At 62.7% G+C, this 25,418-nt stretch carries 21 protein-coding genes; 15 read left to right on the top strand and 6 right to left on the bottom strand.

Translation table 11 applies throughout. The annotated features are described in order from the left end of the window. Positions 1–16: 16 nt before the first annotated feature. The gene (locus EK373_RS15755; RefSeq protein ID WP_198683377.1) at positions 17–1,318 is read right to left on the bottom strand and encodes a spinster family MFS transporter; all 1,302 of its coding nucleotides are present in this window, start codon (positions 1,316–1,318) and stop codon (positions 17–19) included. A 137-nt stretch (positions 1,319–1,455) separates the two neighbouring features. Here EK373_RS15755 and recQ point away from each other — a divergent pair, with 137 nt between their 5' ends. Together recQ and EK373_RS15745 are read left to right on the top strand one after the other, a co-directional pair. Next, complete coding sequence (gene recQ, locus EK373_RS15750) at positions 1,456–3,336, top strand: DNA helicase RecQ (RefSeq protein ID WP_232831127.1); 1,881 nt, start codon at positions 1,456–1,458, stop codon at positions 3,334–3,336. A 98-nt stretch (positions 3,337–3,434) separates the two neighbouring features. Continuing rightward, positions 3,435–4,382, top strand: a complete 948-nt coding sequence (locus EK373_RS15745; RefSeq protein ID WP_129644573.1) for a 3-oxoacyl-ACP synthase III family protein — start codon at positions 3,435–3,437, stop codon at positions 4,380–4,382. 21 nt (positions 4,383–4,403) lie between these two features. On the opposite strand, the gene EK373_RS15740 is transcribed toward EK373_RS15745, so the two are convergent. Together EK373_RS15740 and EK373_RS15735 are read right to left on the bottom strand one after the other, a co-directional pair. After that, the gene (locus EK373_RS15740; RefSeq protein WP_129644571.1) at positions 4,404–5,363 is read right to left on the bottom strand and encodes a universal stress protein; all 960 of its coding nucleotides are present in this window, start codon (positions 5,361–5,363) and stop codon (positions 4,404–4,406) included. A 63-nt stretch (positions 5,364–5,426) separates the two neighbouring features. Beyond that, the gene (locus EK373_RS15735) at positions 5,427–6,983 is read right to left on the bottom strand and encodes a hybrid sensor histidine kinase/response regulator (RefSeq protein ID WP_129644569.1); all 1,557 of its coding nucleotides are present in this window, start codon (positions 6,981–6,983) and stop codon (positions 5,427–5,429) included. Between the two features lie 222 nt (positions 6,984–7,205). Here EK373_RS15735 and EK373_RS15730 point away from each other — a divergent pair, with 222 nt between their 5' ends. From EK373_RS15730 to EK373_RS15720, 3 genes are all read left to right on the top strand, one after another. Next, positions 7,206–7,955 carry a sensor histidine kinase gene (locus EK373_RS15730; RefSeq protein WP_198683376.1) on the top strand — a complete coding sequence of 250 codons (750 nt, stop codon included), beginning with the start codon at positions 7,206–7,208 and terminating at the stop codon, positions 7,953–7,955. 5 nt (positions 7,956–7,960) lie between these two features. After that, a complete protein-coding gene (locus tag EK373_RS15725) occupies positions 7,961–8,608 on the top strand; it encodes a response regulator transcription factor (RefSeq protein ID WP_129644565.1) in 648 nt (215 codons plus the stop codon). An 84-nt stretch (positions 8,609–8,692) separates the two neighbouring features. Next, positions 8,693–11,065 (top strand): phosphoketolase family protein, encoded by a 2,373-nt coding sequence (locus tag EK373_RS15720; RefSeq protein ID WP_129644563.1) that lies wholly within the window; start codon positions 8,693–8,695, stop codon positions 11,063–11,065. Between the two features lie 53 nt (positions 11,066–11,118). On the opposite strand, the gene EK373_RS15715 is transcribed toward EK373_RS15720, so the two are convergent. Together EK373_RS15715 and EK373_RS15710 are read right to left on the bottom strand one after the other, a co-directional pair. Beyond that, entirely contained in the window at positions 11,119–12,243 is a 1,125-nt protein-coding gene (locus tag EK373_RS15715) for an NAD(P)/FAD-dependent oxidoreductase (protein ID WP_129644561.1), read from the bottom strand. Continuing rightward, complete coding sequence (locus EK373_RS15710) at positions 12,240–13,535, bottom strand: SAM-dependent methyltransferase (RefSeq protein ID WP_232831126.1); 1,296 nt, start codon at positions 13,533–13,535, stop codon at positions 12,240–12,242. Before EK373_RS15710 ends, EK373_RS15715 begins: the two co-directional genes overlap by 4 nt. A gap of 255 nt (positions 13,536–13,790) precedes the next feature. Here EK373_RS15710 and hemN point away from each other — a divergent pair, with 255 nt between their 5' ends. The 10 genes from hemN to EK373_RS15660 all read left to right on the top strand — a co-directional run bounded on the left by hemN (position 13,791) and on the right by EK373_RS15660 (position 23,661). Then, positions 13,791–15,164 carry an oxygen-independent coproporphyrinogen III oxidase gene (gene hemN / locus EK373_RS15705; protein ID WP_129644557.1) on the top strand — a complete coding sequence of 458 codons (1,374 nt, stop codon included), beginning with the start codon at positions 13,791–13,793 and terminating at the stop codon, positions 15,162–15,164. A gap of 230 nt (positions 15,165–15,394) precedes the next feature. Further along, complete coding sequence (gene ccoN / locus EK373_RS15700; RefSeq protein WP_129644555.1) at positions 15,395–16,867, top strand: cytochrome-c oxidase, cbb3-type subunit I; 1,473 nt, start codon at positions 15,395–15,397, stop codon at positions 16,865–16,867. A gap of 8 nt (positions 16,868–16,875) precedes the next feature. Further along, entirely contained in the window at positions 16,876–17,511 is a 636-nt protein-coding gene (gene ccoO / locus EK373_RS15695; RefSeq protein WP_129644553.1) for a cytochrome-c oxidase, cbb3-type subunit II, read from the top strand. Further along, positions 17,508–17,681: a cbb3-type cytochrome oxidase subunit 3 gene (locus EK373_RS15690; RefSeq protein ID WP_129644551.1), complete on the top strand. Its 174-nt coding sequence runs from the start codon at positions 17,508–17,510 to the stop codon at positions 17,679–17,681. Before ccoO ends, EK373_RS15690 begins: the two co-directional genes overlap by 4 nt. Continuing rightward, the gene (gene ccoP / locus EK373_RS15685; RefSeq protein WP_129644549.1) at positions 17,678–18,613 is read left to right on the top strand and encodes a cytochrome-c oxidase, cbb3-type subunit III; all 936 of its coding nucleotides are present in this window, start codon (positions 17,678–17,680) and stop codon (positions 18,611–18,613) included. The genes EK373_RS15690 and ccoP overlap by 4 nt, the downstream gene beginning before the upstream one ends. Beyond that, positions 18,600–18,896, top strand: a complete 297-nt coding sequence (locus EK373_RS15680) for a hypothetical protein (RefSeq protein WP_129644547.1) — start codon at positions 18,600–18,602, stop codon at positions 18,894–18,896. The genes ccoP and EK373_RS15680 overlap by 14 nt, the downstream gene beginning before the upstream one ends. Then, complete coding sequence (gene ccoG / locus EK373_RS15675; protein WP_129644545.1) at positions 18,893–20,290, top strand: cytochrome c oxidase accessory protein CcoG; 1,398 nt, start codon at positions 18,893–18,895, stop codon at positions 20,288–20,290. The genes EK373_RS15680 and ccoG overlap by 4 nt, the downstream gene beginning before the upstream one ends. Continuing rightward, on the top strand, positions 20,287–22,791 hold the full coding sequence (locus tag EK373_RS15670) for a heavy metal translocating P-type ATPase (protein ID WP_129644543.1): 2,505 nt from the start codon (positions 20,287–20,289) through the stop codon (positions 22,789–22,791). The genes ccoG and EK373_RS15670 overlap by 4 nt, the downstream gene beginning before the upstream one ends. After that, positions 22,788–22,955, top strand: a complete 168-nt coding sequence (ccoS, locus tag EK373_RS15665) for a cbb3-type cytochrome oxidase assembly protein CcoS (protein ID WP_129644541.1) — start codon at positions 22,788–22,790, stop codon at positions 22,953–22,955. Before EK373_RS15670 ends, ccoS begins: the two co-directional genes overlap by 4 nt. Further along, a complete protein-coding gene (locus EK373_RS15660) occupies positions 22,933–23,661 on the top strand; it encodes a sulfite exporter TauE/SafE family protein (RefSeq protein ID WP_129644539.1) in 729 nt (242 codons plus the stop codon). Before ccoS ends, EK373_RS15660 begins: the two co-directional genes overlap by 23 nt. Here the strand turns inward: EK373_RS15660 and EK373_RS15655 are convergent. Further along, complete coding sequence (locus EK373_RS15655; protein ID WP_129644537.1) at positions 23,655–25,301, bottom strand: SulP family inorganic anion transporter; 1,647 nt, start codon at positions 25,299–25,301, stop codon at positions 23,655–23,657. The genes EK373_RS15660 and EK373_RS15655 overlap by 7 nt on opposite strands. Between the last annotated feature and the right edge of the window lie 117 nt (positions 25,302–25,418).

Here is a 25,418-nt window from a genome sequence, read left to right as displayed (position 1 = left end):
CTCGCAGACGAGTACATCACCTCGTCTGCGTTACCATCGCTCGCATGTCGGCCGCAATCGTCCGCGCCGCGCCGAACAACGATCCCGCGCACAACAACATCAGTAGCGGGATTACATACATCGCACTGTGCAGCCCGGACGCGCGGAATGTGTCTTCCATCGCTGTCGCGCCGGCGTTGAGCATCGCTTGATGTGCGAAGTAATCGCTCAGCGCACCCATGATGGTCGAGCCGAAGCTCGCGCCGAGTACGTACATCGCGAAGAAGTACAACGAGACCGCCGTGCCGCGCAGGTTGGGCGCGACCACATCTTGAATCGCGCTGTACACGGTCGAGTAATACGCGAATGACAGCGCGCTCGACGCTCCCATCAATATCGTAAACACGACCACACCGCCCTTCGGCTGCTGAAGCGCCATGAACACGCACGGCGCCGCGAACAGCAACGCGAATGCGGCAATCAGCACGCGAGCGTTCGCTCGCCTCGTGCGCAGGCGATCGCCGAGCCAGCCGCCCAACAGCAAGCCGATTGCGCCCGTGAGTCCCAACGAGAACGCCGAAATCATGTTCGCGTCCCGCAAGCCGAGCTCGTGGAAACGTTGCAGGAACGGCGTTTGAAACACGTTCACTGCATAGCTGTTGAAGTTGAACAGCAGACCCGACAGCACGATCCACCACAGCGTCTTGATCCGCATGACGCTACGAAATGGCGACCCCGGCAACGCGAGCGAAGTGCGCTGCTCGACGGCGCCGCGCGGCGGCTCTTTAATGAACAGTGCGAGCACCGCGAGTATCAAACCCGGCAAGCACGCCACGAAGAACGCCGCGCGCCATCCCCACTTCTGGCCGATGTATCCCGACAACATATAAGCCGCGAACAGACCGAACGGCAGGCCGAGCATGAAAATCGCCATCGCTCGCGCGCGACGCTCGGGTGGATACAAATCGCCGATCAACGATTGCCCCGCCGGCGCGCAACTCGCCTCGCCGATGCCGACGCCGATGCGCGTCAACAGAAAAGATGTGTAGTTCCAGGCCAGGCCGGACGCAGCCGTGAGCACGCTCCAGAAAGTCACGCCGATGGCGATCAATCGGGTCCGCAGCCAATTGTCGGTCAGCCGTCCCAGCGGAACGCCGACAGCTGCGTAGACCAAAGTGAATACGGTGGCGACCAGGCCGAGCTGAGTGTCATTGAGCCCGAACTCGATGCGGATCGGCTCGCCCAACGCGCCGGCAATCTGCCGGTCGAAGAAATTCATCAGGTTGATGCCGAACAGTACCGCCAGCGCGAAGCGCGCGTTGCTCTGCTGTTCGGTCACGATGCCCCCGGTTCTTAGTGAGTCTTGGTATTGCCGCGAGGGTACCATCCGTGCCCGCGGCCCGGTGGGCAAAGAATTGTGGAACAACGCCGTCTTAACGTGTGCCAATCGCGGAACGAGGATGAGATGATGCCGGTGTGACAGCCGCCCCCGTTGCAATGACTCCCGATGCCCCCGCCGCCGGCGCCGATCTGTTCGCCGCGCTCAAAACTCGCTTTGGTTTCAGCTCGTTCCGCCCGGGCCAGGAAGCCGTCGTGCGCGATGCGCTTGCGGGCCGCGATCTGCTGGCCATCATGCCTACTGGCGGCGGCAAGTCGCTGTGCTTTCAGCTGCCCGCGGTTCTGCAACCCGGCATCACGCTGGTGATCTCGCCGCTGATCGCGCTGATGCAGGATCAGGTGCGGCTGCTCCAGGACAACGGCATCCCGGCGACGTACATCAACTCCAGCCTCGAATCGAGCGAAGTCAGCGCGCGCCTGCGAGGCGCGGCGCAAGGCGAGTACAAGCTGCTGTATCTCGCGCCCGAGCGATTATTACAGTCCGGCTTCTTCGATGGTGTATTGACGCGCCTCGTCGGTGGCCGCGGCATCAACGCTTTCGTGGTCGACGAAGCACATTGCGTGTCCGAGTGGGGCCACGACTTCCGTCCGGAGTATCGGCAGCTCGCCGCGCTTCGGCGTCGGTTCGAGAACGTTCCGTTGTTTGCCTTCACTGCCACTGCCACGCCGCGCGTCCGGCAGGACATCATCAACCAGCTGGCGTTGCACGATCCGGCGGTCCATGTCGCGAGCTTCAACCGCCCGAATCTGTATTACGGCGTGCGCCCGAAGAACAAGCGCACTTACGACGAGCTGCTCGCGCGAGCGCGCGAAGACAGCGCAGGCATTGTGTACTGTCTGTCACGCAAGCGCGTCGACGAGCTCGCGTTGCAATTGCAATCCGATGGGATCGACGCCCTGCCCTATCACGCCGGTCTCAGCGCGGAACAACGCCGTCGCAATCAAGAGGCTTTCATTCGCGACGACGCGCGCGTGATGGTTGCAACGATCGCGTTCGGCATGGGTATCAACAAGCCCGACGTGCGCTGGGTGATTCACTACGATCTGCCGCGCACACTCGAAAGTTATTATCAGGAGTCGGGCCGCGCCGGGCGCGACGGCGATCCCGCCGAGTGCATTCTGTATTTCAGCGCGGCCGACATCCGCACCGCCGAGTTCCTGATTCAACAAAAGGTCGATCCCGACACCGGCGCGCCGTTGGAGGACGAACAGCGGCTGGCCCGACAACAGCTGCGCCAGGTGCTCAACTACGCCGAGTCCACCGAATGCCGCCGCGGAATCCAGCTGCGATACTTCGGCGAAGTGCTCCCCGATTCCTGCGGAAACTGCGACAACTGCCGCAACCCGCGCCAGCAGCAGGACCGCACGATCGAAGCGCAACAGTTTCTGTCGTGCATCGCACGGCTGGCGCAACGACGCGAACGTTTCGGCGCCGCCTATCTGATCGACATCCTGCGCGGCAGTCAGTCACAGCGCCTGATCGACAATGGACATGCGCAGCTCAGCGTATACGGCATCGGCAAGCAGCACAGCGTCGACACCTGGCGCAGCGTGGCGCGCGCCCTGCTCCACCAGGGTCTGGCCCAGGAGACTCAGGACGGCTATTCGGTGCTATCCCTCAACGCCGCCAGCTGGGAGGTCCTGCGCGGCGAGCGCAAGGTACACATCGCCGAAGCCCCCGCTTCGTCACGGCGCAAGTCGGACGTGTCCGGCGGAGCCGACGACCTGCACGTCGCCGATCAGCCGCTGTTCGATAAGTTGCGAGCCTTGCGTAAAAAGCTGGCGGATCAGAGCGGTGTACCGCCCTACGTCATCTTCCACGACGCCACGCTGCGTGAGATGGTGCGCCGGGCGCCGGCCAGCCTGGAAGAATTTGCCACCATCCCGGGGGTGGGCCAGGCAAAACTGGCGCGCTATGGGCAGTTGTTCACGGACGAAATCCGCGCAGCCCGGTCATAGGTCTATAATCGCCGCCGCCTCATCGGGCCGCCGGACGCGCGGCCCTCGTTACTATTGCCTACTGAGATCGCTTCGCTTTGACAGTCCAGAGACGACCGATGTTCATTCATGCCTCGGGTGAGTACCTGCCGGAACGGGTCGTGGACAACGACTACTTCTCGCGGCTGACCGGCCGGCCTTCGCCATGGTTCGAGCAACTGACCGGCATTCGCCAGCGCCGTCGCGCCGGCGAGGGCGAGAATGCGAATTCGATGGCAGTCGCGGCCGTCAAGCACCTGCTGCGCACCGGCGATGCGAACCTTGAAGATGTCGACCTCATCATCGGCGCTTCCTACACGCCGTGGGACACCATTGGCACCATCGCTCACGTGCTACAGCGCGAGTTCTCACTCGCGAATGCGCGTGCCATGTATTTGTCGACGGCATGCTCATCTTTCATAGACGCCATCGACATGGCATCGGCCTACTTTGCGTCCGGCCGCTCCAGCAAGGCGCTGATCGTGGCTTCGGAGCACAACAGTCTGTATTCCTCCGACGGCGACGAGAAATCCGGTCACCTGTGGGGCGATGGCGCGGCCGCACTGATTCTGGGCAACACGCCGGGCAAGCTGCAGCTGGAAGTGTTGGACACGCATACCGTCGGTCTCGCAGATCGCGGCAAGGGTCCGTTCGGCATCACCATGGTCCCGCGCGACGGCGGCCTGGTCATGCATCACGGCAAGGACATTTTCGTGCACGCGTGCCGGGAGATGGCCGGCATGGCGCGGCTGCTCCTGGAGCGCAACAACCTCACTGTGGGCGATGTCCGGCTGGTCATTCCGCACCAGGCGAACAAGCGCATCATCGATAGCGTTGCGGACGACCTCGGCCTGGCGCCGCAACGTGTCGCGCTGACCATCGGCGAGCTGGGCAATACCGGCTGCGCGAGTGTCGCGATCACTTTGCATCGTTACGCGCACAAGCTGGAGCCGGGTGAATATGCGCTGCTGATCGCGTTCGGCGGCGGCTATTCGGCAGCCGGCGCACTCGTCCGCCGCGCGCCCTGACAAACTTTACGTCGCGCTCGTTCAGAGCGCGACATGTTCTCCAAACTGCGGCGGCTTCACGATCAACGCATCGCACGGCAGCTTCTCGAGCACATCCTCCGCCGTACTGCCGACGAAAATCCGCTTGAGCCCGCTACGCGCGATCGCGCCCATCGTCAGTACATCTGCACTGATGCGTTCGGCGGCCAGTGGCAGCATCTGACCGGACCCGCCCAGCTCGAGATGGATGTTCTTGGGCGGGATGTCATAGTCGCTGACCAACGCACTCACGAGCTCGCGGCGATTCTTTTCTTCGATCGCCAGCTCCTCCGGCGCCGCCGCTGCAACCACCTGATTCATTGTCGTCGCTACGCCGATTATGGCCAGCGGCAAATAAACGTGCACCACGTGCAGCTCGCCGTGCAGCCGCTGCGCGAACAACGATGCATGCTCGATGATCCAGTGGTCCAGAATTTTCGGCTTGTCATTGACATGACCTGGGTCCACCGCCGCGACGACGCGCGGTGTCTGCGCCCATGGCGCAGCTTTGGTCAACAACAGCGGCACCGGGCAAGCGCGAATCAACTGCCAGTCCGTATTGGTGAGAAACGTTCGCTGCGCAAGCGAATGATGATGCGTGTCCTTCACCACCAGATCGGCACTGGTGTGTCGGATGCGATCGATCAATCCGACGTGCAGCGGCTCGGCACACACGGTTTCGGTCGTGACATCCAGACCGCGCTCGCGTAACGGTGCGGCCAAAGATTCGAGCTCGCCTTTGATGTTCGTAGGCAGTGGCGCGCCCGGCTTCGAGCGCAGGTGCGACGACAATCGCATCTCGCGCGCCGCCTTGGTATCGCAGACGAACAGCTCCAGCCGCGCATTGAACTTTTCGGCCAGCAGCGCCGCTTTGTCGATCGACGGGTGCGCGGTCGCGGTCGGATCGACGATCACCAGAATTCGTTTGATGTAATCCATGGGCATGGATGTGCTCGTGTTCATGGCTGTGCCCTCACGCTGAGTCTCGAATCGCGGTGCCGCGCCCGGTATCGGGACAACCGCGTATCAACTCCGGGCAAGCCCGCTGCGCTGAACGTCGCTCTGCGTCGGAGCGGACAGCTCGTCGATCGCGTCGAGCAGTGCAGAGGTGTCGACCGGCTTGCTCAGAAAGCGGCAATTCGGCACCGGTGTGCGCAACGAGCGCAGCACCGACGGCAGATCGCCACTGAGCACGACGCCGGGCGCATCGTAACCGAGACGCTGGCGCAGTCGGGTCAGCAGTTCCAGGCCAGTGTTGCGGCCGTCGAGATGATAGTCAGCGACGATCACGTCGCCGCGCTGGAATTTCTCGAACAGCGTCTCGGCCTCGGCGGCGGACGGCGCGCTCTCGACGTGAAAGCCTTCGAACCGAAGAAACAATTCCGTCGCCAGCCGCACGCCATCGTTATCCTCGACCAGCAGCACCCGCGAGCGGCGCGTCGCTCCGCCGACCGGCTCGGCGCTGGCCGCCGAATCCGCGCCCGCAGGCACCAATGTCAAATATTGGTTCGGGATACTCACGACTGCCTGCGTGCCCTCGCCGACCCGTGAGCTGATGCTCACGGCGAATCCCAACAGCCGCGCGACTTCTTTGACGATCGCCAGGCCCAGCCCCACACCCATGCGTTTCGCGCCCTGCGTGTCGACTTGATAGTACTCATCGAAGATGCGATCCAGCTTGTCGGCGGGGATGCCGATTCCCGTGTCGCTCACAGTGATCGTGAGCGCGCTCGAGCCCGGCACGCAGCTGACCTTCACCTCGCCCTGATCGGTGTATTTCAAGGCATTGCCGAGCAGGTTCTGCAACAACTGATAGAACAGATTGCGATCGGTCGAAACGATCAACGCAGCTGGCTCGATGCGCAGTCCGATGCCACGCGCCTGCGCCACCGATTCGAACTCGGTGGTCAGCTGATGCAGGGTATCGGCGAGCGGCACATCGACAACCTCCGGCTCGATCGCGCCCGATTCCAGCCGGCTGATGTCGAGCAAGGCGTTCAGCATGCGAGTCATGCCCTCGATCGCACGCTCCTGCTGCTGTAACAGCTCGCGCAGATCGGGCCGCGAAATCTTGAGCATGGCCGCATTCAGCAGACGAATGGTTTGAATGGGCTGACGCAGATCGTGGCTGGCAGTCGCCAGAAAGCGGCTCTTGGCTCGATTCGCCCGGTCAGCTTCTTCGCGTGCAGCGATCAGGGCTTCATTGATCTGCTGCCGCTCGGTGTTGTCGCGGATCGCAGCGGCGACGAACAGGGTGCTGCCGATTTTGAACGGCGCCAGCCGGATGCCGGCCGCGAACTCGCTGCCATCGGCGCGCCGTGCAAACAAATCGGCAATACGCGCGCCCATCTCTCGATTGCCGGGCTTGTTCAGATAAGCAGTGAGATGACTGACATGCTTGCCGCGCAGGCGCTCGGGAATCAGCGTTTCCAGCGGCTTGTCCAGCAGCTGCTCCGGCGCGTACCCGAACAGGTCCGTGACCGTCTGATTGGCGAAACGGATGCGGCCGCCGGCGTCGACCACGATCAACGCGTCCGGGGAAAAGCGCAACAGGTGCTGGGTGATATCGCTGAGCTGGTCCATCGTCGTCTCGTGGTAACCGGAAAATTATGCCGCTTTTCACCACGGCACAACATCGATACCGACAGGCGGTGGCGCATCTAAGGGGCGGGCGTAGTGAGTTCCGTGGAAGTCGCGGGTGTCGCTGGCCAGGGGTTGCGGCAGTCTGCTACCCATATGAAACTCCCGGAATCATGGCAATCCCGCTCCACCCCGCCCGCGCCGCCGCCCAGCAGCGACTCCGTCATGTCCGCTGAGAGCGATGCTTCGGGCACGCCGGCGACGTCACGGCTGCTCGAGCAGTTGATGCAGATTGCGCGCACCTCGGCGCTGGAAGAAATGGCCAGCGGCTTTGCGCACGAGTTGAATCAGCCGATTGGCGCCATTGCAACGTTTGCGCAGGCCGCCGAGCGCATGCTCTCGCGCCCCGAGCCCATGACTGCGCAAGCGTTGGACGTCCTGCGTCACATCAGCAATGAAGCGCTCAATGCGGGACAGGGCATCCGTCGCATTCGCAAATTGTTCAATGACGTGGCCGTGGCGCGGGTCGATTGCGCCATGCCCGACGTGATCGCTGAGTTGCTGCCCGTGCTGGAGCTTTTGGCGAATCGCGCTGGCGTGCACGTGGAAGTGGCGATCGATGACGCGTTACCGGCCGTTTCGGTCGACCGGCTGCGCATTCAGCACGTGCTTTACACGCTGGTGCAGAATTCACTCGAAGCGCCCCGTCCCGACCAGCGGCCGGCGCGCGTCCGTATCGCAGTCACAGGGGATCGTTACGCGGTGACGACTGCCGTCATCGATAATGGCATGGGCTTGTCGACCGAGGTTCGTGCACAATTGTTTCGTCCGTTTTTCACCACCAAGGATCAGGGCACGGGCCTGGGCCTGGCATCCAGCCGCGCTATTGTCGAAGCGCACGAAGGCGCGATCGGCTGCGACGATGTCGAGGGCGGGGGCGCCAGGTTCTGGTTCAGATTGCCAGCGGCAGTTTGATAGCTATGACGGCCAACAAGACCACGCCTCGCAAAAAACCCACGATCTACATCGTCGATGACGACGACGGCATGCGCCGCGCGCTGAGCGTGCTCATGTCGACCGTCGGCTACAACGCCGTTACCTTCGAGCGGGCTGCCGAATTTCTGCAAAAGCTCGATCCGAATCAGCCCGGCTGCCTGGTGCTGGACGTGCGCATGCCCGAAATGAGCGGACTGGAAGTGCAGCAGCAGCTCAACCGCAGCGGTTCGATGCTGCCCGTCATCCTGATCACCGGCCACGGCGACATTCCAATGGCGGTGCAAGCCATGAAAGATGGCGCATTTGATTTTCTACAGAAGCCCTTCCGCGACCAGGACCTGCTCGACCGCATCAACGGCGCGCTGAAGCAGGATGCCGAGAACCGCGAGACCGTCGAGCGGCACGCCGATCTCAAGCGTCGCAGCGAGTCGCTCACGCCCCGCGAGCGTGAAGTGATGGCGCTGGTCGTCGATGGCCGCGCCAACAAAGTGATTGCGATCGACCTGGGGCTGAGCGAGCGCACCGTCGAGATTCACCGCGCCAACGTCATGGAAAAAATGCAGGCGCGCTCGGTCGCGCACCTGGTGAAGATGCACCTGACCCTCAATGGTGAAACCTTGAGTGGCGGCTAGAGGTTAGAGATCGGCGGTTAGCAAGAACGAGCGCTCTCTACAACCTCCAACTGCTAACGGCCAACCGCCTTCCGAGGAGCCGCCATGTCAGCCGATCCCACGCTCAGTCCTGAATATCTGACCCGGCTCGATGCCTACTGGCGCGCCGCCAACTATCTCGCGGTGGGTCAGATCTATCTGATGGACAACCCGCTGCTCGAAGAGTCGCTGCAGCTGTCGCACATCAAGCCGCGCCTGCTGGGCCACTGGGGTACGACGCCCGGACTCAACTTCGTGTACGCGCATCTGAACCGCGTCATCCGTAAGTACGACCTGGACGTGCTGTATGTGGCCGGCCCGGGGCACGGCGGGCCGGCGCTGGTCGCCAACGTTTATCTCGAAGGCACGTACAGCGAGTACTACCCGAATGTCTCAGAGGACAAGGAAGGACTGCGCCGGCTGTTCAAGCAGTTTTCGTTTCCCGGCGGCATTCCCAGTCACGTCGCGCCGGAAACGCCGGGCTCGATTCACGAAGGCGGCGAGCTGGGCTACGCGTTGTCGCACGCCACCGGTGCGGTGTTCGACAATCCCGATCTCATTGTGGCCTGTGTCATCGGCGATGGCGAAGCCGAGACCGGCCCGCTCGCGACCAGCTGGCACTCGAACAAGTTTCTGAATCCCGTGCGCGACGGCGCGGTGCTGCCCATCCTGCACCTGAACGGTTACAAGATCGCCGGCCCGACGGTGCTCGCCCGTATTCCGCGCGAAGAACTGGCCCAGCTGATGCAAGGCTACGGCTACGAGCCGTTCTTCATCGACGCCGCCGACTCCATACCGGCGACTCATCTCGCCATGGCGCAAACGATGGATCGGATGATCGAGCGCATCCGCGCGATCCAAGCGGACGCGCGCAAGAACGGTTTCAAACAACGACCGCGCTGGCCCATGCTCGTACTGCACACCCCCAAGGGCTGGACCGGCCCGGAGGAAGTGGACGGCGTGCCGGTGGAGAACAGCTGGCGCTCGCATCAGGTGCCGCTCTCCGGCCTTGCCGACAAGAAAGATCACCTGCAGCAGCTCGAAACCTGGATGCGCAGCTACAAGCCTGAGGAGTTGTTTACTACCGAGGGTAGCTTGCAGCCGACGTTGCGCGAGCTGGCGCCGGTCGGCAAGCGCCGCATGGGCGACAACCCGCATGCGAACGGCGGGATTCTACTTCGCGACCTGCGTCTTCCCGACTTCCGCGAATATGCCGTCGAGCTGCCCTCGCCCGGCTCGCGGATCGCTGAAGCAACGCGCTTCCAAGGCACCTTCCTTCGCGACGTGATGAAGATGAACATGCAGTCGGCGAACTTCCGTCTGTTCGCGCCGGACGAGTTCACATCGAACCGCTGGGACAACGTACTGGAAGTCACATCGCGCATGCTCGCCGCCGAGATCCTGCCTTCGGACACCAAAGTCGCCAGCGACGGTCGCGTCATGGAGATGTTGAGCGAGCACCAATGCCAGGGCTGGCTCGAAGGCTATTTGTTGACCGGGCGGCACGGCTTCTTCAGCTGCTACGAGGCGTTCGTGCACATCGTCGATTCGATGTTCAATCAGCACGCCAAGTGGCTGAAAACCTGCCGTCACATTCCCTGGCGGCGCTCCATCGCCTCGCTCAACTATCTGCTGACCTCGCACGTGTGGCGCCAGGATCACAACGGATTCAGCCATCAGGATCCCGGCTTCATAGATCATGTCGTGAACAAGAAGCCCGAGGTCGTGCGCGTGTATCTGCCGCCGGACGCCAACACATTGTTGAGCGTCACGGACCATTGTCTGCGCAGTCGCAACTACGTGAACGTCATCGTCGCGGGCAAGCAGCCGCAGTTTCAGTGGCTGTCGATGGATGCAGCCATCAAACATTGCAGCGCCGGCGCCGGCATCTGGGACTGGGCCAGCAACGATCAGGACGGATCGCCGGATATCGTCATGGCGTGCGCCGGCGATGTCCCGACATTGGAAACATTGGCCGCGGTATCGCTGCTGCGCGCATGGCTGCCATCGTTGAAGATCCGCGTCGTGAACGTTGTCGACCTGATGACGCTGCAGCCCGAGAGCGAGCATCCGCACGGCATGAGCGACAAGGAATTCGACGCCATGTTCACCAAGGACAAGCCCATCCTGTTCGCGTTCCATGGCTATCCCTGGCTGATCCATCGCCTCACCTATCGACGCGCCGGCCATGACAACCTGCACGTGCGAGGCTACAAAGAGGAAGGCACGACCACGACGCCGTTCGATATGACGGTGCTGAACGATCTCGACCGCTTCCATCTCGCGGAGGCCGCCATCGATCTGGTGCCCTCACTCGGCGCGCAAGCCGGCCACCTGCGTCAGCGGCTACGGGACAAACTCATCGAGCATCGCGAGTACGTGCGCCGACATGGAGAAGATATGCCAGAGGTCCGCGACTGGCAGTGGTCGGTGCGATAAGCCGATCCTGCGGGTCCCTGCGCTTCGGCAGCCGGGCATGTGCTCAGCGCGGGTTACGAATAGAGCGCCGGCAACTGTGCGTGCAGGAACCAGCGGTCGAGCACGACATTGCGTGCGAACCACTGAGTTTGCATCAGCGCACGCGCGAGCCCGAGACGTAACTTCGAGGGGAGCATCGCCAGCGCAGGCGCTTCGCCACGCTCGCCGAAGCGGGACCGCAGAGCGGCCTCGTAATGCGACAAGCGCTCGCGACGATAATCGCGATTCAGGGCCAACGCGTTGGCCGCAGCCATCAAGCCCGACTCGATCGCCGGCCGGATGCCCTCACCGCTTTGTGTATAGGCAAGGCCGGCGGCGTCGCCGATGATCATCACGCCATCGGCAATCACAGGCCGGTTGCCGTGCGCGTATAACAAATAGGCGTGACCCTTGAACTTACCGGGCAGATCCGCCGGAATCCTGCCTTGCGCGGCCAGTGAACGGGCAAATGTTTGCACGTGCTCGGCGAGCCGATGGTTTCCTTCGCGACCCAGGCCCACGTTGAGATAGTTGCCTTTGCGGAAACACCAGCCGTAGCCCTTCAGGTCATCGCAGAAATACAGCTCGGGCCGCTCGCCGGTGACCGAACATTGCGCGGCCTGCGATTCATTCAGCTCGAACTCGATTTCCTGCGCGCTGATGGCGCGCTCTTCCTTGCCGAGGTGCGCACCGAGGAAACGTGCGACGGGACAGAAGTGTCCGCCGGCGCCAATGACCAACGGCGCAGAAATCTCGCCATTGACCAGCCAGCGATCGCCCTGCCGCTGCATCGACTGCCAAGCTTCGCCCAGGCGCAATCGCGCACCGCTGTGCTCCAACAAGTAATGATCGAACTCGCAGCGGCGGATGCCGTAGCTCACGACCTTGTGGTAATTCACCGCTGCATTGGCTCGCTCGCCCATGCCGGTGATGAATGAATTGATAGGCTGCAGGACTCGGCCTTGCCGATAGTCCTCGACATCCAGATCGAGTTCCTGCACGACCTGCGGCGTGATCCACCCGGCGCACACTTTGTCCCGTGGGAACACGCTCTTGTCCATGATGAGCACGTCCAGCCCGGCGCGCCGCAGTGTGCGCGCGCAAGTGGATCCGGCCGGGCCACCCCCGACGATCAAGACATCACAGGTGTCGGCGCTCATGGGTGATACAGGTGCTCACGCGTCAGCGGAATCTTGTTGTTGGCGCCGGCCGAGAACACCACCTGGAACAGCTGCATTTCACCGGTTACGAACGCGGCGCGTGAACCGGCGAGATACAGGCGCCACATCCTCACGAAATCCTCATCGAACATGCGCGCTACCTTGTCGCGCGATTCCTCGTACAGCCGCCACCACCAGTCGAGCGTCTTGGCGTAGTGCAGCCGCAGATTCTCCACGTCGAGCACCGAAAACTCCGCGTCCTCGAAGATTTCCATCATCTGCTTGAGCGACGGCGGATTCGCGCCCGGGAAGATGCGTCGATCGATCCAGCGGTGCATGGGCTTCCAGCGGTTGCGGCCAATGGTGTGAATCAGACCCAGCCCGTCCGGCTTCAGGCAGCCGCGGATGACCTCTCCCAGCCCCGGATAGTTCTCGACGCCGACGTGCTCGAGCATGCCCACCGAAACAAACGCGTCGTACTGTCCGCGGATGTTTCTATAGTCGTCCTCGACGAACTCGACGTTGTTTTCCAGCCCCTCGGCCTTGGCGCGCCCCCGAGCAAATGCGATTTGCTCTCGCGAGATATTGAACGCCCTGACTTTCACGCCATGATGGCGCGCCATATACAACGCGAGCCCGCCCCAGCCACAACCGGCTTCGGCGACGGTCTGCCCCGGACGCAGTTGCAACTTGCGGCACACGTGCTCCATCTTGGCGTTCTGCGCCTGGTCCAGGGTGGCATCCGGCGTCGGGAAGTATGCGCAGGTGTACGCCATGGTCGAGCCCAGCCACAGGGAATAGAACTCGTTACCGATGTCGTAGTGATGATGAATATTTTCGCGCGAGCCGTGCAACGTGTTGGACGGCCGCCGGTGCAACCATTGCCCCACGCGCCGCAGCGCCGAGATGGAGTTGCGGCCCGGGTTCGCCGACCCCTGATACAACACCTCGATGAGCCGGCCGATATCGCCCTCGACCTGGATTTTGCCGATGCTGTACAGCTCGCCGAACTGCAGATCGGGATCCCGGCACAGGCGCATCAAGGTGGCTCGATCCGGAATGTGCAGGGTCGCCACCGCCTCGGGTGGGCCGACGCGCTCGCCATTCCAGAGCGCCAGCTGAACCGGCGGATCGCCGAACGCATGTAGCAAAGCGCGCAGCATGCGGCTTTCGAGGGAAAGCAGGTGCGGTGCGGGTTCGGCGTGGGAAGAGGAGTCCTGGCGCGCTGGACCGGGTGGCGCGTTGTCCGCCACACGGAACGTCGTCATAGGCCGCTCTTGAGAGGTTTGCATTGTTGTCTCCGCCCCCGCTGGCAGTCGCCGACCTTTATATTGGGAATTTTTCTATTCGATGCAAGAGTCTGTCGGGAATTGATGTCACTCCCAGCCAAATGCCGGCAAGGATTACAGCCTGTAGCCGTTCCGGACTATCCCGCACGCCTTGCGTGGAGGTCCGGAGCGCGCCGCGGAAGCGGCCTCTCTATAACTATAGCCGCCATAGGCCGGGCCGCTTCGGTCCGTCCAGGCTCCTCCGCCACAAGGCCGCGAATGAAACTCGACGCCACATTGATCCGTCGCTATGACTGCCATGGACCTCGCTACACGTCCTACCCGACGGCAGTTCAGTTTCATCCCGGTTTCGACGAGCAAAGCTACCGTCGCGCCGCCTTATTGAGTAACGCCGGCTCGCCGCCGCCCCTGTCGATATATGTGCACGTGCCGTTTTGTGCGAAGCCTTGCTTCTACTGCGGCTGTAACAAGATCATCACCAGGGATCCGGTGCACGCCGAGCAGTATCTGCAACGTTTGCAGCGTGAGATCGAATTGCAGAGCGCCCTGTTCGAACGGCGGCGCAATGTCAGGCAGCTGCACTTCGGCGGCGGCACGCCGACTTATCTGACCCTGGGGCAACTCGGTGCACTGTTCGAGCAATTGGGCAGGCACTTCAGTATCGACCGCTCCGAGCAGCGGGAATTTTCCATCGAGATCGATCCGCGCACGCTCCAAGCGACCACGCTGACGGAGCTGGCGAAGCTCGGCTTCAACCGGCTCAGCCTCGGCGTTCAGGATTTCGATCCACGGGTGCAACGAGCGGTAAATCGGCTGCAGAGCGCCGAGCACATCGCGGAATGTGTGGTGCAAGCCCGCGAGCTGAAATATCGCTCCGTGAGCTTCGATCTCATCTACGGCTTGCCGCTACAAACCGTCGCAAGTTTTGGCGCGACGCTCGACACAGTCGTCCGGATGCGCCCCGACCGCATCGCGGCCTACGGTTACGCGCACATGCCCCGTCTCTTCAAAGCACAGCGAGCCATACGAGCCGACCAGCTGCCCGATGCGGAAACACGCCTGCAGCTGCTCGCACTCACCGTCGAACGACTCACCGAAGCCGGATATGTGTATATCGGCATGGATCATTTCGCCCTGCCCGATGACGATCTGGCCCGCGCGATGCGCGACGGCAGCCTGCATCGCAACTTCCAGGGCTATTCGACGCACGGCGACTGCGACCTGATCGGCTTGGGCGTGAGCGCCATCGGTGCGGTGGGCAACTCTTACTCCCAAAACCGTAAGGACTTGTCCGGCTACTACGCGGCACTCGACCAAGGGCGGCTGCCGGTGGACCGCGGGATCATGCTCAGCATGGACGATGTATTGCGTCGTGAAGTCATTCAGCGGCTCATGTGCAAGGGCGAGCTTTGCATGCGCGAGATCGAAAGTCGCTATGCGCTCGAGTTCAGCACCTACTTTGCCAATGAGCTGGTCGCGCTGAACGCATTGGCGGGCGACGGACTGATAACCAGCGACGCCGACGCCATCCACGTCACCGAACGAGGCCGTTCGCTGCTGAGAACCATCGCGATGGTGTTCGATGCTTATCTGCCGCGCGCAGCCGGCACGCAGTTCTCCAAGGTCATCTGATCGCATCAGGCAAACCCTGAACATTCGCGCCGTCTTCGCGTGATGCGAAGGGCGTGATCGTCAGCGACGCAGCCACCGCGTCGAAAGCGAGACGCAGTCGACATCTCGGGCCGCACTCAGCGTTACCACTCAGGGGTGGTGCGCAGTCTCTCTCGGGCTCTCCGTAATTAGAAAAAAGGCGCTGCGCGGTACCTTTGCTGCGCCGATTGAAACTCTCTAAGAGGCTTTAGATGTCCGCCAATGTTTTGCCCGCCAGCGCCGCGCTTCCATACGCCGGCACCGAGGCGCGCGCCACGTACAACGACAAAGTCGTTCGCCAGTTCGCGATCATGACTGTCGTCTGGGGCATCGTCGGCATGGCGGTTGGTGCGTTCATCGCCGCGCAGCTGTTGTGGCCGGCGCTGAACTTCGACATTCCCTGGCTCACGTATAGTCGTCTGCGCCCTCTACACACGAATGCAGTGATCTTCGCGTTCGCAGGCTGCGCCCTGTTCGCGACTTCTTATTACGTCGTGCAGCGGACCTGTCACGCACGCTTGTTCTCCGATCGTCTCGCCGCGTTCACGTTCTGGGGCTGGCAGGTGGTGATCGTGGCCGCCGCCATCACGCTGCCGCTGGGCATGACTCAGAGCAAGGAATACGCCGAGCTCGAATGGCCGATCGATCTGCTGATCGCCGCAGTGTGGATCGCATACGGCGTGGTGTTCTTCGGCACTATCGTCAAACGCAAGGTGAAACACATCTACGTGGCGAATTGGTTCTTCGCCTCGTACATCATCACCATCGCGGTCCTGCACATCGTCAACAACCTCGCCATCCCGGTCTCGCCGACCAAGTCATACGTGATCTATTCCGGCGTCGTCGACGCCATGGTGCAGTGGTGGTACGGCCATAACGCGGTGGGCTTCTTCCTGACTGCCGGCTTCCTCGGCATGATGTACTACGTCGTGCCCAAGCAGGCCGGCAAGCCGATTTATTCCTATCGGCTGTCCATCGTGCACTTCTGGGCGCTGATCTCCATCTACATGTGGGCGGGTCCGCATCACCTGCACTACACCTCTCTGCCCGACTGGGCGCAGTCCTTGGGCATGGTGTTCTCGCTGATCCTGCTGGCGCCGTCGTGGGGCGGCATGATCAACGGCCTGATGACCATGTCGGGCGTATGGCACCGGCTGCGCACCGATCCCATCCTGAAGTTCCTGGTCGTGTCGCTGTCCTTCTACGGCATGGCGACGTTCGAAGGCCCGCTCATGTCCATCAAGACGGTGAACGCGCTGTCGCACTACACCGATTGGACCATCGGTCACGTGCACGCGGGCGCGCTCGGCTGGGTCGCCTTCATCACCATCGCCGCGATGTATCAAATGATCCCGCGAGTGTTCGGCAAGCAGCAGATGTGGAGCGTCAAGCTCATGGACGCGCACTTCTGGGTGGCCACCATTGGCATCGTGCTGTACGTCACATCGATGTGGATTGCCGGCGTAATGCAGGGCCTGATGTGGCGCGCGGTGAACAGCGACGGCACGCTGACCTATACGTTCGTCGAATCGCTCAAAGCAACGTATCCGTACTACGGCATCCGACTGCTCGGCGGCCTGATGTTCCTGAGCGGCATGGTGATCATGGCTTACAACGTGTGGCGCACCGTGCGTGACACCCAGCCGGTCGACGTGCCCGTGCTCGCTCCCGCCACCAGTCATTGATCGTCATCATGAAACACGAAATCCTCGAAAAGAAGATTGCCTGGATGGGCGCGCTGATCGCGGTGGTGATCAGCATCGGCGGCCTGGTGGAGATCGCGCCGCTCTACATGCAAAGCTCGGTGGTGGAGCCCTCGCCCGGCATCAAGCCCTACTCCGCGCTCGCGCTGGAAGGACGCGATGTGTACGTGCGCGAAGGTTGTTACAACTGTCATTCGCAGATGGTTCGGCCGTTGCCGGCCGAGACCGAGCGCTACGGCCATTACTCGATTGCCGGTGAAGCGGTTTACGACCACCCGTTCCAGTTCGGCTCCAAGCGCACCGGCCCGGATCTCGCGCGCGTCGGCGGTCGCTACACCGATGAGTGGCATCGTATCCATCTGATGAATCCTCGCGACGTGGTGCCCGAATCGAACATGCCGGGCTTTCCGTGGCTCGCCGAGCGCACGATCGATCCCGCGGCGACCCAAGCGAAGATGCAGGCGCTGCAGAAGATCGGCGTGCCGTACACGGCACAGGAAATTGCGGACGCGCCGGAAGCCGTGCGTAACCGCAGTGAGATGGAAGCACTGATCGCCTACATGCAAGGTTTGAAATTCTACGGCGAGCCCAAGGCCGCCGATGGTTCTGCGAAGGGTCAACAATGAGCATCGAACTGAACGTGGGCCTGGTGCGCGGCCTGCTGACGCTGATTCTGTTTCTAGCGTTCATGACCTTGTGGGCATGGGCCTGGAACAAGAACCGCAAGCACGACTTCGACCGCATGGCGCGCCTGCCGCTCGAAGACCACGACCCGACTCAGGAACAGCCGCGATGATTCGCCAGCCCGCCAGTGTTTTCATCATCGTCTTCACTGCGATCAACATCGTCGCGTGCCTGTGGCTGATGTGGTGGACCGCTCGCACGCGCGTGCCGGCAGCGGACACATCGGATCAGAAATCCGCGGAAGGCTCGGGCAAGACCGGCCATGTTTGGGACGGCGATCTGGAAGAGTTGAACAATCCGCTGCCGCGCTGGTGGCTGGGCCTGTTCATCATCACCGTGATCTTCGGCGCCGGCTATCTCACGTTCTATCCGGGCATGGGCAATTTTGCCGGCACGTCGAAATGGAGCTCGGTCGGCCAGTACGAAGCACAGGTCGCACGCCAGCGCGCGAACTTCGAAGAGCGCCTCGCTTCGTTACAGGATCGTTCGCTCATCGAACTGGCCGGCAACGGCAACGCGATGGCGACTGCCAAGAATCTGTACAGCGCGAACTGCGCCGGCTGCCATGGGTCGGATGCGCGTGGCGCCAAAGGCTTTCCCAACCTCACGGACAAGGATTGGCTGTGGGGCGGCGACGAGCAACGCCTGCTGGAAACGATTGCGCAAGGCCGTCACGGCATGATGCCCGCACTGGGCGGAGCGCTCGGCGATCAAGGCGTCAACGAAGTTGCTTCCTATGTCGTCAGTTTGAGCGGCGGCAAGGCGCCGGCCGATTGGGTGGCGGCCGGCGAACAACGGTTCGCAACGTTGTGCGTCGGCTGTCATGGCGCAGACGCGAAGGGTAATGCCATGCTGGGTGCGCCGAATCTCACCGACAACATCTGGCTGCACGGCGGCGACTTCGACACCGTGCGAGCGACCATTACCAACGGTCGCGACAACCAGATGCCCGCGCACCAGGGTCTGCTCGGCGACACCAAAGTGAAACTGCTCGCCGCCTATGTGCTCAGCCTCAACGAGGCGCAGGTGCATGCCGCAAACTGAGCAGACGACTTCAGCGTCCCGCTGGCCGCACTTCCTGGAAGACTTGGGTGTGCTGCTGTGGGCCTCGTTCCTTGCGGCGTGTGTTGCCACGCTGTTGTTCTTCGCTTGTTTCGACCCGCAGCTGCTCGTGGATGATGTCGCGCCGCCGGCATGGCTGGCGGACCGTCGCGCCGGCTACACCGTCGGCTTTTTCTTTTTCTGGATGATGTCCGCCATCGCCAGCTTTCTCACAGCCTATCTGATCGAGACACGTAGCGGCGCGGCGGACCGGGAACATCGATGAACGCCGCCCGCCCCCTGCAGCCGCCGGTCAACAATGACGGCAGCCTTTATGTTGCTCATCAGAAGGTCTATCCGCGCGAAGTCGAGGGACGCTTCAACCGGCTGCGCGTGGCCGCCACGGTCGCGTTGCTCGGCCTGTTCTACGCACTGCCCTGGCTGCAATGGGAGGGGCGTCAAGCCGTCCTGTTCGATCTGCCGGCGCGCAAGTTCTATATCTTCGGGCTGACGTTCTTTCCACAGGATTTCTTCCTGCTGAGCTGGCTGCTGATCATTGCCGCCCTGTCTTTGTTCTTTTTCACCGCACTGGCCGGCCGCTTGTGGTGCGGCTACGCCTGTCCGCAAACCGTCTGGACGGAGATCTTCGTCTGGATGGAGCGTTGGACCGAGGGCAATCGGCAGCAGCGCATGCGCCTGGACCAGGCTGGATGGTCCTTGAACAAGGTCGCTCGCAAGACCGGCAAGCAATTGCTGTGGATCTCGTTCGCGCTCTACACCGGCTACACCTTCGTCGGCTACTTCACGCCGGTGCGCGTGCTCACCGATTGGGTGTTGACCGCGACGCTCGGCGGCTGGGAACTGTTCTGGATTGTGTTCTACGGCTTCGCCACATACGGCAACGCTGGCTACATGCGGGAACAGGTCTGCAAATACATGTGCCCGTATGCGCGCTTCCAAGGCGCAATGTTCGATAGAAATACCCTGGTGATCTCTTATGACGCCAAGCGCGGCGATCCGCGCGGCTCTCGGGCACGAGGCATCGAGCCCAAAAGCAAAGGACTGGGCGACTGCATCGATTGCACGCTGTGCGTGCAAGCATGCCCGACCGGCATCGACATTCGCCAGGGCCTGCAAATGGAGTGCATCGCCTGCGCCGCCTGCATCGACGCCTGCGATAGCGTGATGGACAAGATGAACTACCCGCGTGGGCTGGTTCGATACACGACGCAGAACGCCCTGGACAACAAACCCACTCGGGTCGTCCGGCCGCGCACGCTCATCTACGGCTCGGTGCTGCTAGCGCTGATCGTCGGCTTCGCTGTCGCCGTTGCGAACCGTCATCTGGTCGAAGTCGACGTGCTCCGCGACCGCAACGCCTTGTATCGCCCCATCGAGGGCGGCCTGATCGAAAACGTCTACACGATCCGTTTCATCAACAAAGACACGCGCGAGCACGCATTACGCGTCACCGCTCGAGGCATCGACGGCATCAGCGTGGATATCGATCGCGAACTGCAACGTGTCGGCGCCGGTGAAGTCGTGAGCACAGCCGTCCGCATTCGTGCGCCGAGCAGCGCGATCAGCGGCGGCCGGGACATTCAGATCGTGGCTCGCTCCGACGACGGCGCCATCGAAGCACGATCCAAGGCGAGATTCATCGCACCGGCGGCCCGATGAGCGTTTGTTTCCACTGCGGCGAGCCATTGCGCGGATCGACGCTGACTGCTCGCATCGAGCAACGCGACCAGCCGGTGTGCTGCAGTGGCTGCCAGGCAGTTGCGGAGCTGATCGCCGGCACTGGCTTGGGTGATTTCTATCGCTATCGCGACGGCAGCTCCGTTAGACCCAGCGAGAGCAGTCAGCACGACAAGTGGCGCGTCTACGCCGACCCGCAGTTCGCGGCCCAGTTCACCCTGACGTCGGAACGACAAACTTCGGTCACGCTGCTCATCGAAGGACTGCGCTGCTCGGCGTGCAGTTGGCTGATCGATCACTCGTTACGGCGGCGCGCCAGTGTACTCGATGTGAGTGTCAATGCAGCGACCGGCCGCGCCAGCGTAATCTGGGACAGTACCCAGCTGAACCTGGCCGAGATCATGCGCACCATCGCGCAGCTGGGCTATGTGCCGCATCCGGTCACAGACGAAACCGTCACACGCGCGCTGCGCGAAGAGCGACGCGACAGCCTGAAGCGCCTGGCCGTCGCGGGCTTCGGCATGATGCAGGTGATGATGTTCGCGGTCGCGGTCTATTCGGCCGAGTTGGCGCACGAAATCATGGAGCCGCGACTGCTCAGCTACTTCCGCACGGTCAGCTTGCTGGTCGCGACACCCGTCATGTTCTATGCCGGCGCACCGATTCTGTTGAGCGCATGGAACAGCTTGCGGAGCCGTTCCATCGGCATGGACGTACCCGTGAGCATCGCATTGCTGCTCGCCTATGGCGCCAGCGTCTGGAACACGTTCAGAGGCGCCGGCGGCGAGGTCTACTTCGACTCGGTCACGATGTTCATCTTCTTCCTGACGCTGGGACGCTTCGTGCAAATGAGCGTTCGTCAGCACACGGCGGGCGTCACCGATGCGTTGGCCAGGCAGTTGCCAGCCATTGCCCACCGAATCGGCTCGGACGGCATCGAAGACGTGCCTGTGACTTCGCTGGCGCTCGACGACGTGATCCAGGTGCGTCGGGGCGAGGTGTTGCCAGCCGACGGGCAGTTGCTCGATGCCGATGCGCACATCGACGAAGCCATGCTCACGGGCGAATCCTTGCCGGTGCATCGGAAGGTTGGCCAACGAGTGGTCGCGGGCACGATCAATGTCGGCGGTCCGGTCAGCATCGCAGTCACCGCTCTGGGCACGGACACAGCGCTATCTCACATCGTCGCGCTCATGCACCGAGCCCAAACATACAAGCCGGCTCTGGCGCGCAATGCAGACTCGGCGGCCGCCAGGTTTCTCGGCTACGTGCTGATGGGGGCCGGACTGACCTGCGCTGCATGGCTGGCGATCGATCCGTCACAAGCATTCGCAGCGACATTGGCGGTGCTGGTCGTCGCCTGTCCGTGCGCTTTCGCCATTGCGATGCCGGCGGCGCTCGCTTCAGCGACGGCGAGGCTTGGACGCCATGGCATTTTGCTGACCGATCCCGATGCGCTCGAGAGCCTGGCCAAAGTGGACCATATCGTCTTCGACAAGACCGGCACGCTGACGCGAGGCGAACTGCAGATCGCCAGATGCGTCTCGCTCGCCGGTCTCACCGAACAGCGCTGCCTGTACATTGCAGCGTTGCTCGAACAAGCGTCCGAACACCCCATGGCTCGCGCGTTTGCGCCTCATCTCGAGCAAGCGACCGTCGAGGACATGCAAACGATTGCCGGTCGCGGCGTGCAAGGGCGAATCGACGGCCGCTTGTATCGCATCGGCACGCCGGACTTCGTCGCCGAGTTACGCTCCGAACAGCAAGCTTTCCAGCAACGGCTAGGCCATGACACATCCCGCGGTGCAATTGATGGCTCACCGGTGGAATCGATGGGTAGCGTCATCATGCTCGGCGACGAGCACCGCGCGCTTGCATGGTTCGAGCTCACCGACTCGCTGCGTCCAGCTGCAGCGAGCGCGGTAAGTCAGCTTCGCTCGTTGAACGTCGAACCTCAGATCCTGAGTGGCGACGGGCACGAAGCCGTACAGGCCGTGGCTCGCCAATGCGGCATCACCGGGCACTTTGCCCGCTACTCGGCGAAACAGAAACTCAGCCACGTGCTCGGCCTTCAGAAGGCAGGCAAGCGCGTTGCCGTGATAGGCGACGGTGTCAACGATGCGCCGGTGCTGGGTGCAGCGGATGTTTCCATTGCCATGGGGCGCGGCGCGGCGTTGGCGCACGCCAGTGCCGGGATCGTTCTGGTCAGCGACAATCTGGCAGCCCTTCCCGATGCCGTGCTACTCGCGCGACGCACACTGCGGATCGCGAAACAGAATCTGCTGTGGGCGGCAATCTACAATCTGGGCTCGATCCCGCTGGCAGCGCTGGGTTTCATTCCACCCTGGCTCGCAGCGCTGGGTATGTCGCTCAGCTCCGTGGCGGTCATGTTGAACTCCACTCGGCTGCTGCCGCGCGCGACTCGACGCACCGCTGCGCCATCGGTTGTTACGTCCGCCAATCTGCGGGAGACGCCGGCATGAGCATTTTGCTCGTTCTGATTCCCTTGAGCCTGGCGTTGGTGATCTTCGCGGGCTGGGGCTTCTTCTGGGCGGTGAACGCCGGGCAGTTCGACGATCTCGAATCGCCGGGCTGGGACGCCCTGCGAGACGAGCCGCCAACCGATGAACGGCCTGGCGATGGCTGACGCCAGCGCCGCCATCGGTCTGTCCGCTGCATTCGTCGCCGGTGTTGCCGGCAGCGCTCATTGCTTCGCCATGTGCGGAGGGCTGGCAGGCGCTCTGGGCATGCGCTCGCGCGTGACTGCGGCGAGTCCCAGTGCGGCGTTAGGCAATGCTCTCTCCTACCATGTCGGTCGTCTCAGCGGATATGCGATGGCGGGCGCGATCTGCGGTTTGATCGGCGCGACACTGCAAGCAGTGCTGGACCTCGCGCGCATTGGAGCGGCGTTACGCATCGCCAGCGGCGCGCTGTTGATGCTGATCGCCCTGCGCATCCTGTCGCCCTGGAATCCGTTGCGATGGCTGGAAACGTTCGGGGCGAAATTCTGGCGTCGGCTGCAACCGTTCACGCTCGGCGCCGGCAGATTGACCGGCCACACTCAAGCGCTCGCGTTCGGCTTTCTATGGGGCTGGCTGCCGTGCGGCCTGGTCTATTCGATGTTGTTGTTTGCCGCGCTCGGCGGGCATGCGCTGAATGGAGCAGCGATTCTGTTCGCGTTCGGCCTCGGCACCCTGCCTTCCATGCTGACGAGCAGTGTGCTCGCTTCGCAGGTGCAAGGCTTCCTCAAGAGCCGATGGCCGCGGTTCGCGAGCGGTGCGCTGTTGCTATTGTTTGGAGCCTGGATGATCTGGGTGTCGATACCGGTGTCCGGCCACGTGCATCATCACTGAGCCGGCACAGAGTTCAACCGCGCCAGCGCCTGCTCCAGATTCTCACAGAAGTTCTCGGCGCCGATCAGATCGACGACGCCGGCGCGGCGCAGCTTGCCGGCGACGCGCTCATTCGCTCCGGTCAGCATCACACGCACTTTACGACGCTGCAGATCGCGGATGACTTCCTCCAGCGTCTGCAGGCCGGTGATGTCCATGAACGGCACCCATCGCAAGCGGATGATCAACACTTCCGGATCGGTGCGGGTGGCCGCCAGCGCCCGCTCGAAATTCTCGACGGCGCCGAAAAAGAACGGTCCCTCCACGGCGAAGGCCAGTATGCCGGGCGGAAAGGTCAGCCCTCGATGCGCGAACTCGCGGCTCAAGTCCTGGTGAGTTTGGTGTTGCACCTCGACGCTGCTCGCCATCCGGCGCAGGAAATGCAGGACCGCGACGATCACACCGATGTTGACCGCGACCACCAGATCCACGAACACCGTGAGAGCGAAGGTCAGCACCAGCACCACAACGTCGGCCATCGGCGCCCGTCGAATCATTTTGATGACGTGGCCGGCTTCGCTCATGTTCCAGGCCACGACGAACAGGATGGCCGCAAGCGCCGCCAATGGAATGTGCACAGCCAGGGGCGCGAGTGCGAGCACGATGAGCACCAGCGTCAGCGCGTGCACGACGCCCGCAAGCGGGCTGGAGCCGCCATTGCGCACGTTCGTCGCTGTTCTTGCGAGCGCGCCGGTCGCGGCGAAACCGCCGAACAACGGCGCCGCCATATTCGCGATGCCCTGTCCGATCAATTCCTGATTCGAATCGTGACGCGTCCCTGCCATGCCATCTGCGACCACGGCGGAAAGCAGCGACTCGATTGCGCCGAGCATCGCGATGGTGAACGCGGGCCCGATCAGTTCGATCACACGGTCGGCCGTGATCTCCGGCATTTGCAGCGTCGGCAGCCCTCGAGGGATGCCGCCGAACGCCGACCCGATCGTCGCCACACCGTCGATATGAAACATCGCCTGCACGATCGTGGCGAACAGCAGCCCGAGCAGCGGACCGGGAATCCGCTTGAGAAAAGACAGGCGCGGCGCGAACAGCACGATCAGTAGCGTTGCGGCCGCCAGCGCCGTGGTTCCAAGGTGTGCTTGCGGCAGCACCTGCAACGTATGCCAGAGCTTCTCGTGGAAGTGCTGCCCGGTCACGGCGGGCAGCCCGAAGAAATCACGCCATTGGCCAGTCCAGATGACAACCGCGATGCCCGCGGTGAACCCGAGGATTACCGGATCGGGAATGAATTTGATGATGGCGCCGAGCCGAGCGATGCCGAGCAACAGCAGCATCACGCCGGCCAGCAACGTCGCGATCTGCAGGCCGTCGATGCCGTGTTCCGCAGTCACTCCCGACAGGATGACGATGAACGCCCCGGTGGGCCCGGCGATCTGCAGCCGGCTGCCGCCAAAGGCCGAGACGAGCAGGCCTGCGACGATGGCCGTGTACAGCCCCTGCTCGGGCTTTGCGCCCGAGGCGATCGCGAACGCCATGGCCAACGGTAGCGCAACCACACCGACGACGACGCCGGAGACGATGTTTCGTGCCCAGTGGGCGCGTCCCAGCAAGCCGGCGCGATGTGCCTCCAGTATCGCGATCATCGAGAATGTTCCTTTGAGCAGTCAGTGCCCCGCGAGATTATGCGGCAGCGCGCCCACGAACCGACAACGAGTGTTCCGGACTCAATAAGTGTCAGTCCCTAGTGACGGCTTGCTGCT

The sequence above is a fragment of the Peristeroidobacter agariperforans genome (genome assembly GCF_004138335.1).
GTDB classification, from domain to species: domain Bacteria; phylum Pseudomonadota; class Gammaproteobacteria; order Steroidobacterales; family Steroidobacteraceae; genus Steroidobacter; species Steroidobacter agariperforans.
This window is presented reverse-complemented; position numbering and strand designations above follow the sequence as displayed.

What these genes read in the sequence shown, in the direction of transcription:
- EK373_RS15745 (WP_129644573.1), top strand. Translation starts at nt 3,435, where the DNA reads ATGTTCATTCATGCCTCGGGTGAGTACCTGCCGGAACGGGTCGTGGAC.
- EK373_RS15740 (WP_129644571.1), bottom strand. Translation starts at nt 5,363, where the DNA reads ATGAACACGAGCACATCCATGCCCATGGATTACATCAAACGAATTCTG.
- EK373_RS15735 (WP_129644569.1), bottom strand. Translation starts at nt 6,983, where the DNA reads ATGGACCAGCTCAGCGATATCACCCAGCACCTGTTGCGCTTTTCCCCG.
- EK373_RS15730 (WP_198683376.1), top strand. Translation starts at nt 7,206, where the DNA reads ATGTCCGCTGAGAGCGATGCTTCGGGCACGCCGGCGACGTCACGGCTG.
- EK373_RS15725 (WP_129644565.1), top strand. Translation starts at nt 7,961, where the DNA reads ATGACGGCCAACAAGACCACGCCTCGCAAAAAACCCACGATCTACATC.
- EK373_RS15720 (WP_129644563.1), top strand. Translation starts at nt 8,693, where the DNA reads ATGTCAGCCGATCCCACGCTCAGTCCTGAATATCTGACCCGGCTCGAT.
- EK373_RS15715 (WP_129644561.1), bottom strand. Translation starts at nt 12,243, where the DNA reads ATGAGCGCCGACACCTGTGATGTCTTGATCGTCGGGGGTGGCCCGGCC.
- EK373_RS15710 (WP_232831126.1), bottom strand. Translation starts at nt 13,535, where the DNA reads ATGCAAACCTCTCAAGAGCGGCCTATGACGACGTTCCGTGTGGCGGAC.
- hemN (WP_129644557.1), top strand. Translation starts at nt 13,791, where the DNA reads ATGAAACTCGACGCCACATTGATCCGTCGCTATGACTGCCATGGACCT.
- ccoN (WP_129644555.1), top strand. Translation starts at nt 15,395, where the DNA reads ATGTCCGCCAATGTTTTGCCCGCCAGCGCCGCGCTTCCATACGCCGGC.
- ccoO (WP_129644553.1), top strand. Translation starts at nt 16,876, where the DNA reads ATGAAACACGAAATCCTCGAAAAGAAGATTGCCTGGATGGGCGCGCTG.
- EK373_RS15690 (WP_129644551.1), top strand. Translation starts at nt 17,508, where the DNA reads ATGAGCATCGAACTGAACGTGGGCCTGGTGCGCGGCCTGCTGACGCTG.
- ccoP (WP_129644549.1), top strand. Translation starts at nt 17,678, where the DNA reads ATGATTCGCCAGCCCGCCAGTGTTTTCATCATCGTCTTCACTGCGATC.
- EK373_RS15680 (WP_129644547.1), top strand. Translation starts at nt 18,600, where the DNA reads ATGCCGCAAACTGAGCAGACGACTTCAGCGTCCCGCTGGCCGCACTTC.
- ccoG (WP_129644545.1), top strand. Translation starts at nt 18,893, where the DNA reads ATGAACGCCGCCCGCCCCCTGCAGCCGCCGGTCAACAATGACGGCAGC.
- EK373_RS15670 (WP_129644543.1), top strand. Translation starts at nt 20,287, where the DNA reads ATGAGCGTTTGTTTCCACTGCGGCGAGCCATTGCGCGGATCGACGCTG.
- ccoS (WP_129644541.1), top strand. Translation starts at nt 22,788, where the DNA reads ATGAGCATTTTGCTCGTTCTGATTCCCTTGAGCCTGGCGTTGGTGATC.
- EK373_RS15660 (WP_129644539.1), top strand. Translation starts at nt 22,933, where the DNA reads ATGAACGGCCTGGCGATGGCTGACGCCAGCGCCGCCATCGGTCTGTCC.
- EK373_RS15655 (WP_129644537.1), bottom strand. Translation starts at nt 25,301, where the DNA reads ATGATCGCGATACTGGAGGCACATCGCGCCGGCTTGCTGGGACGCGCC.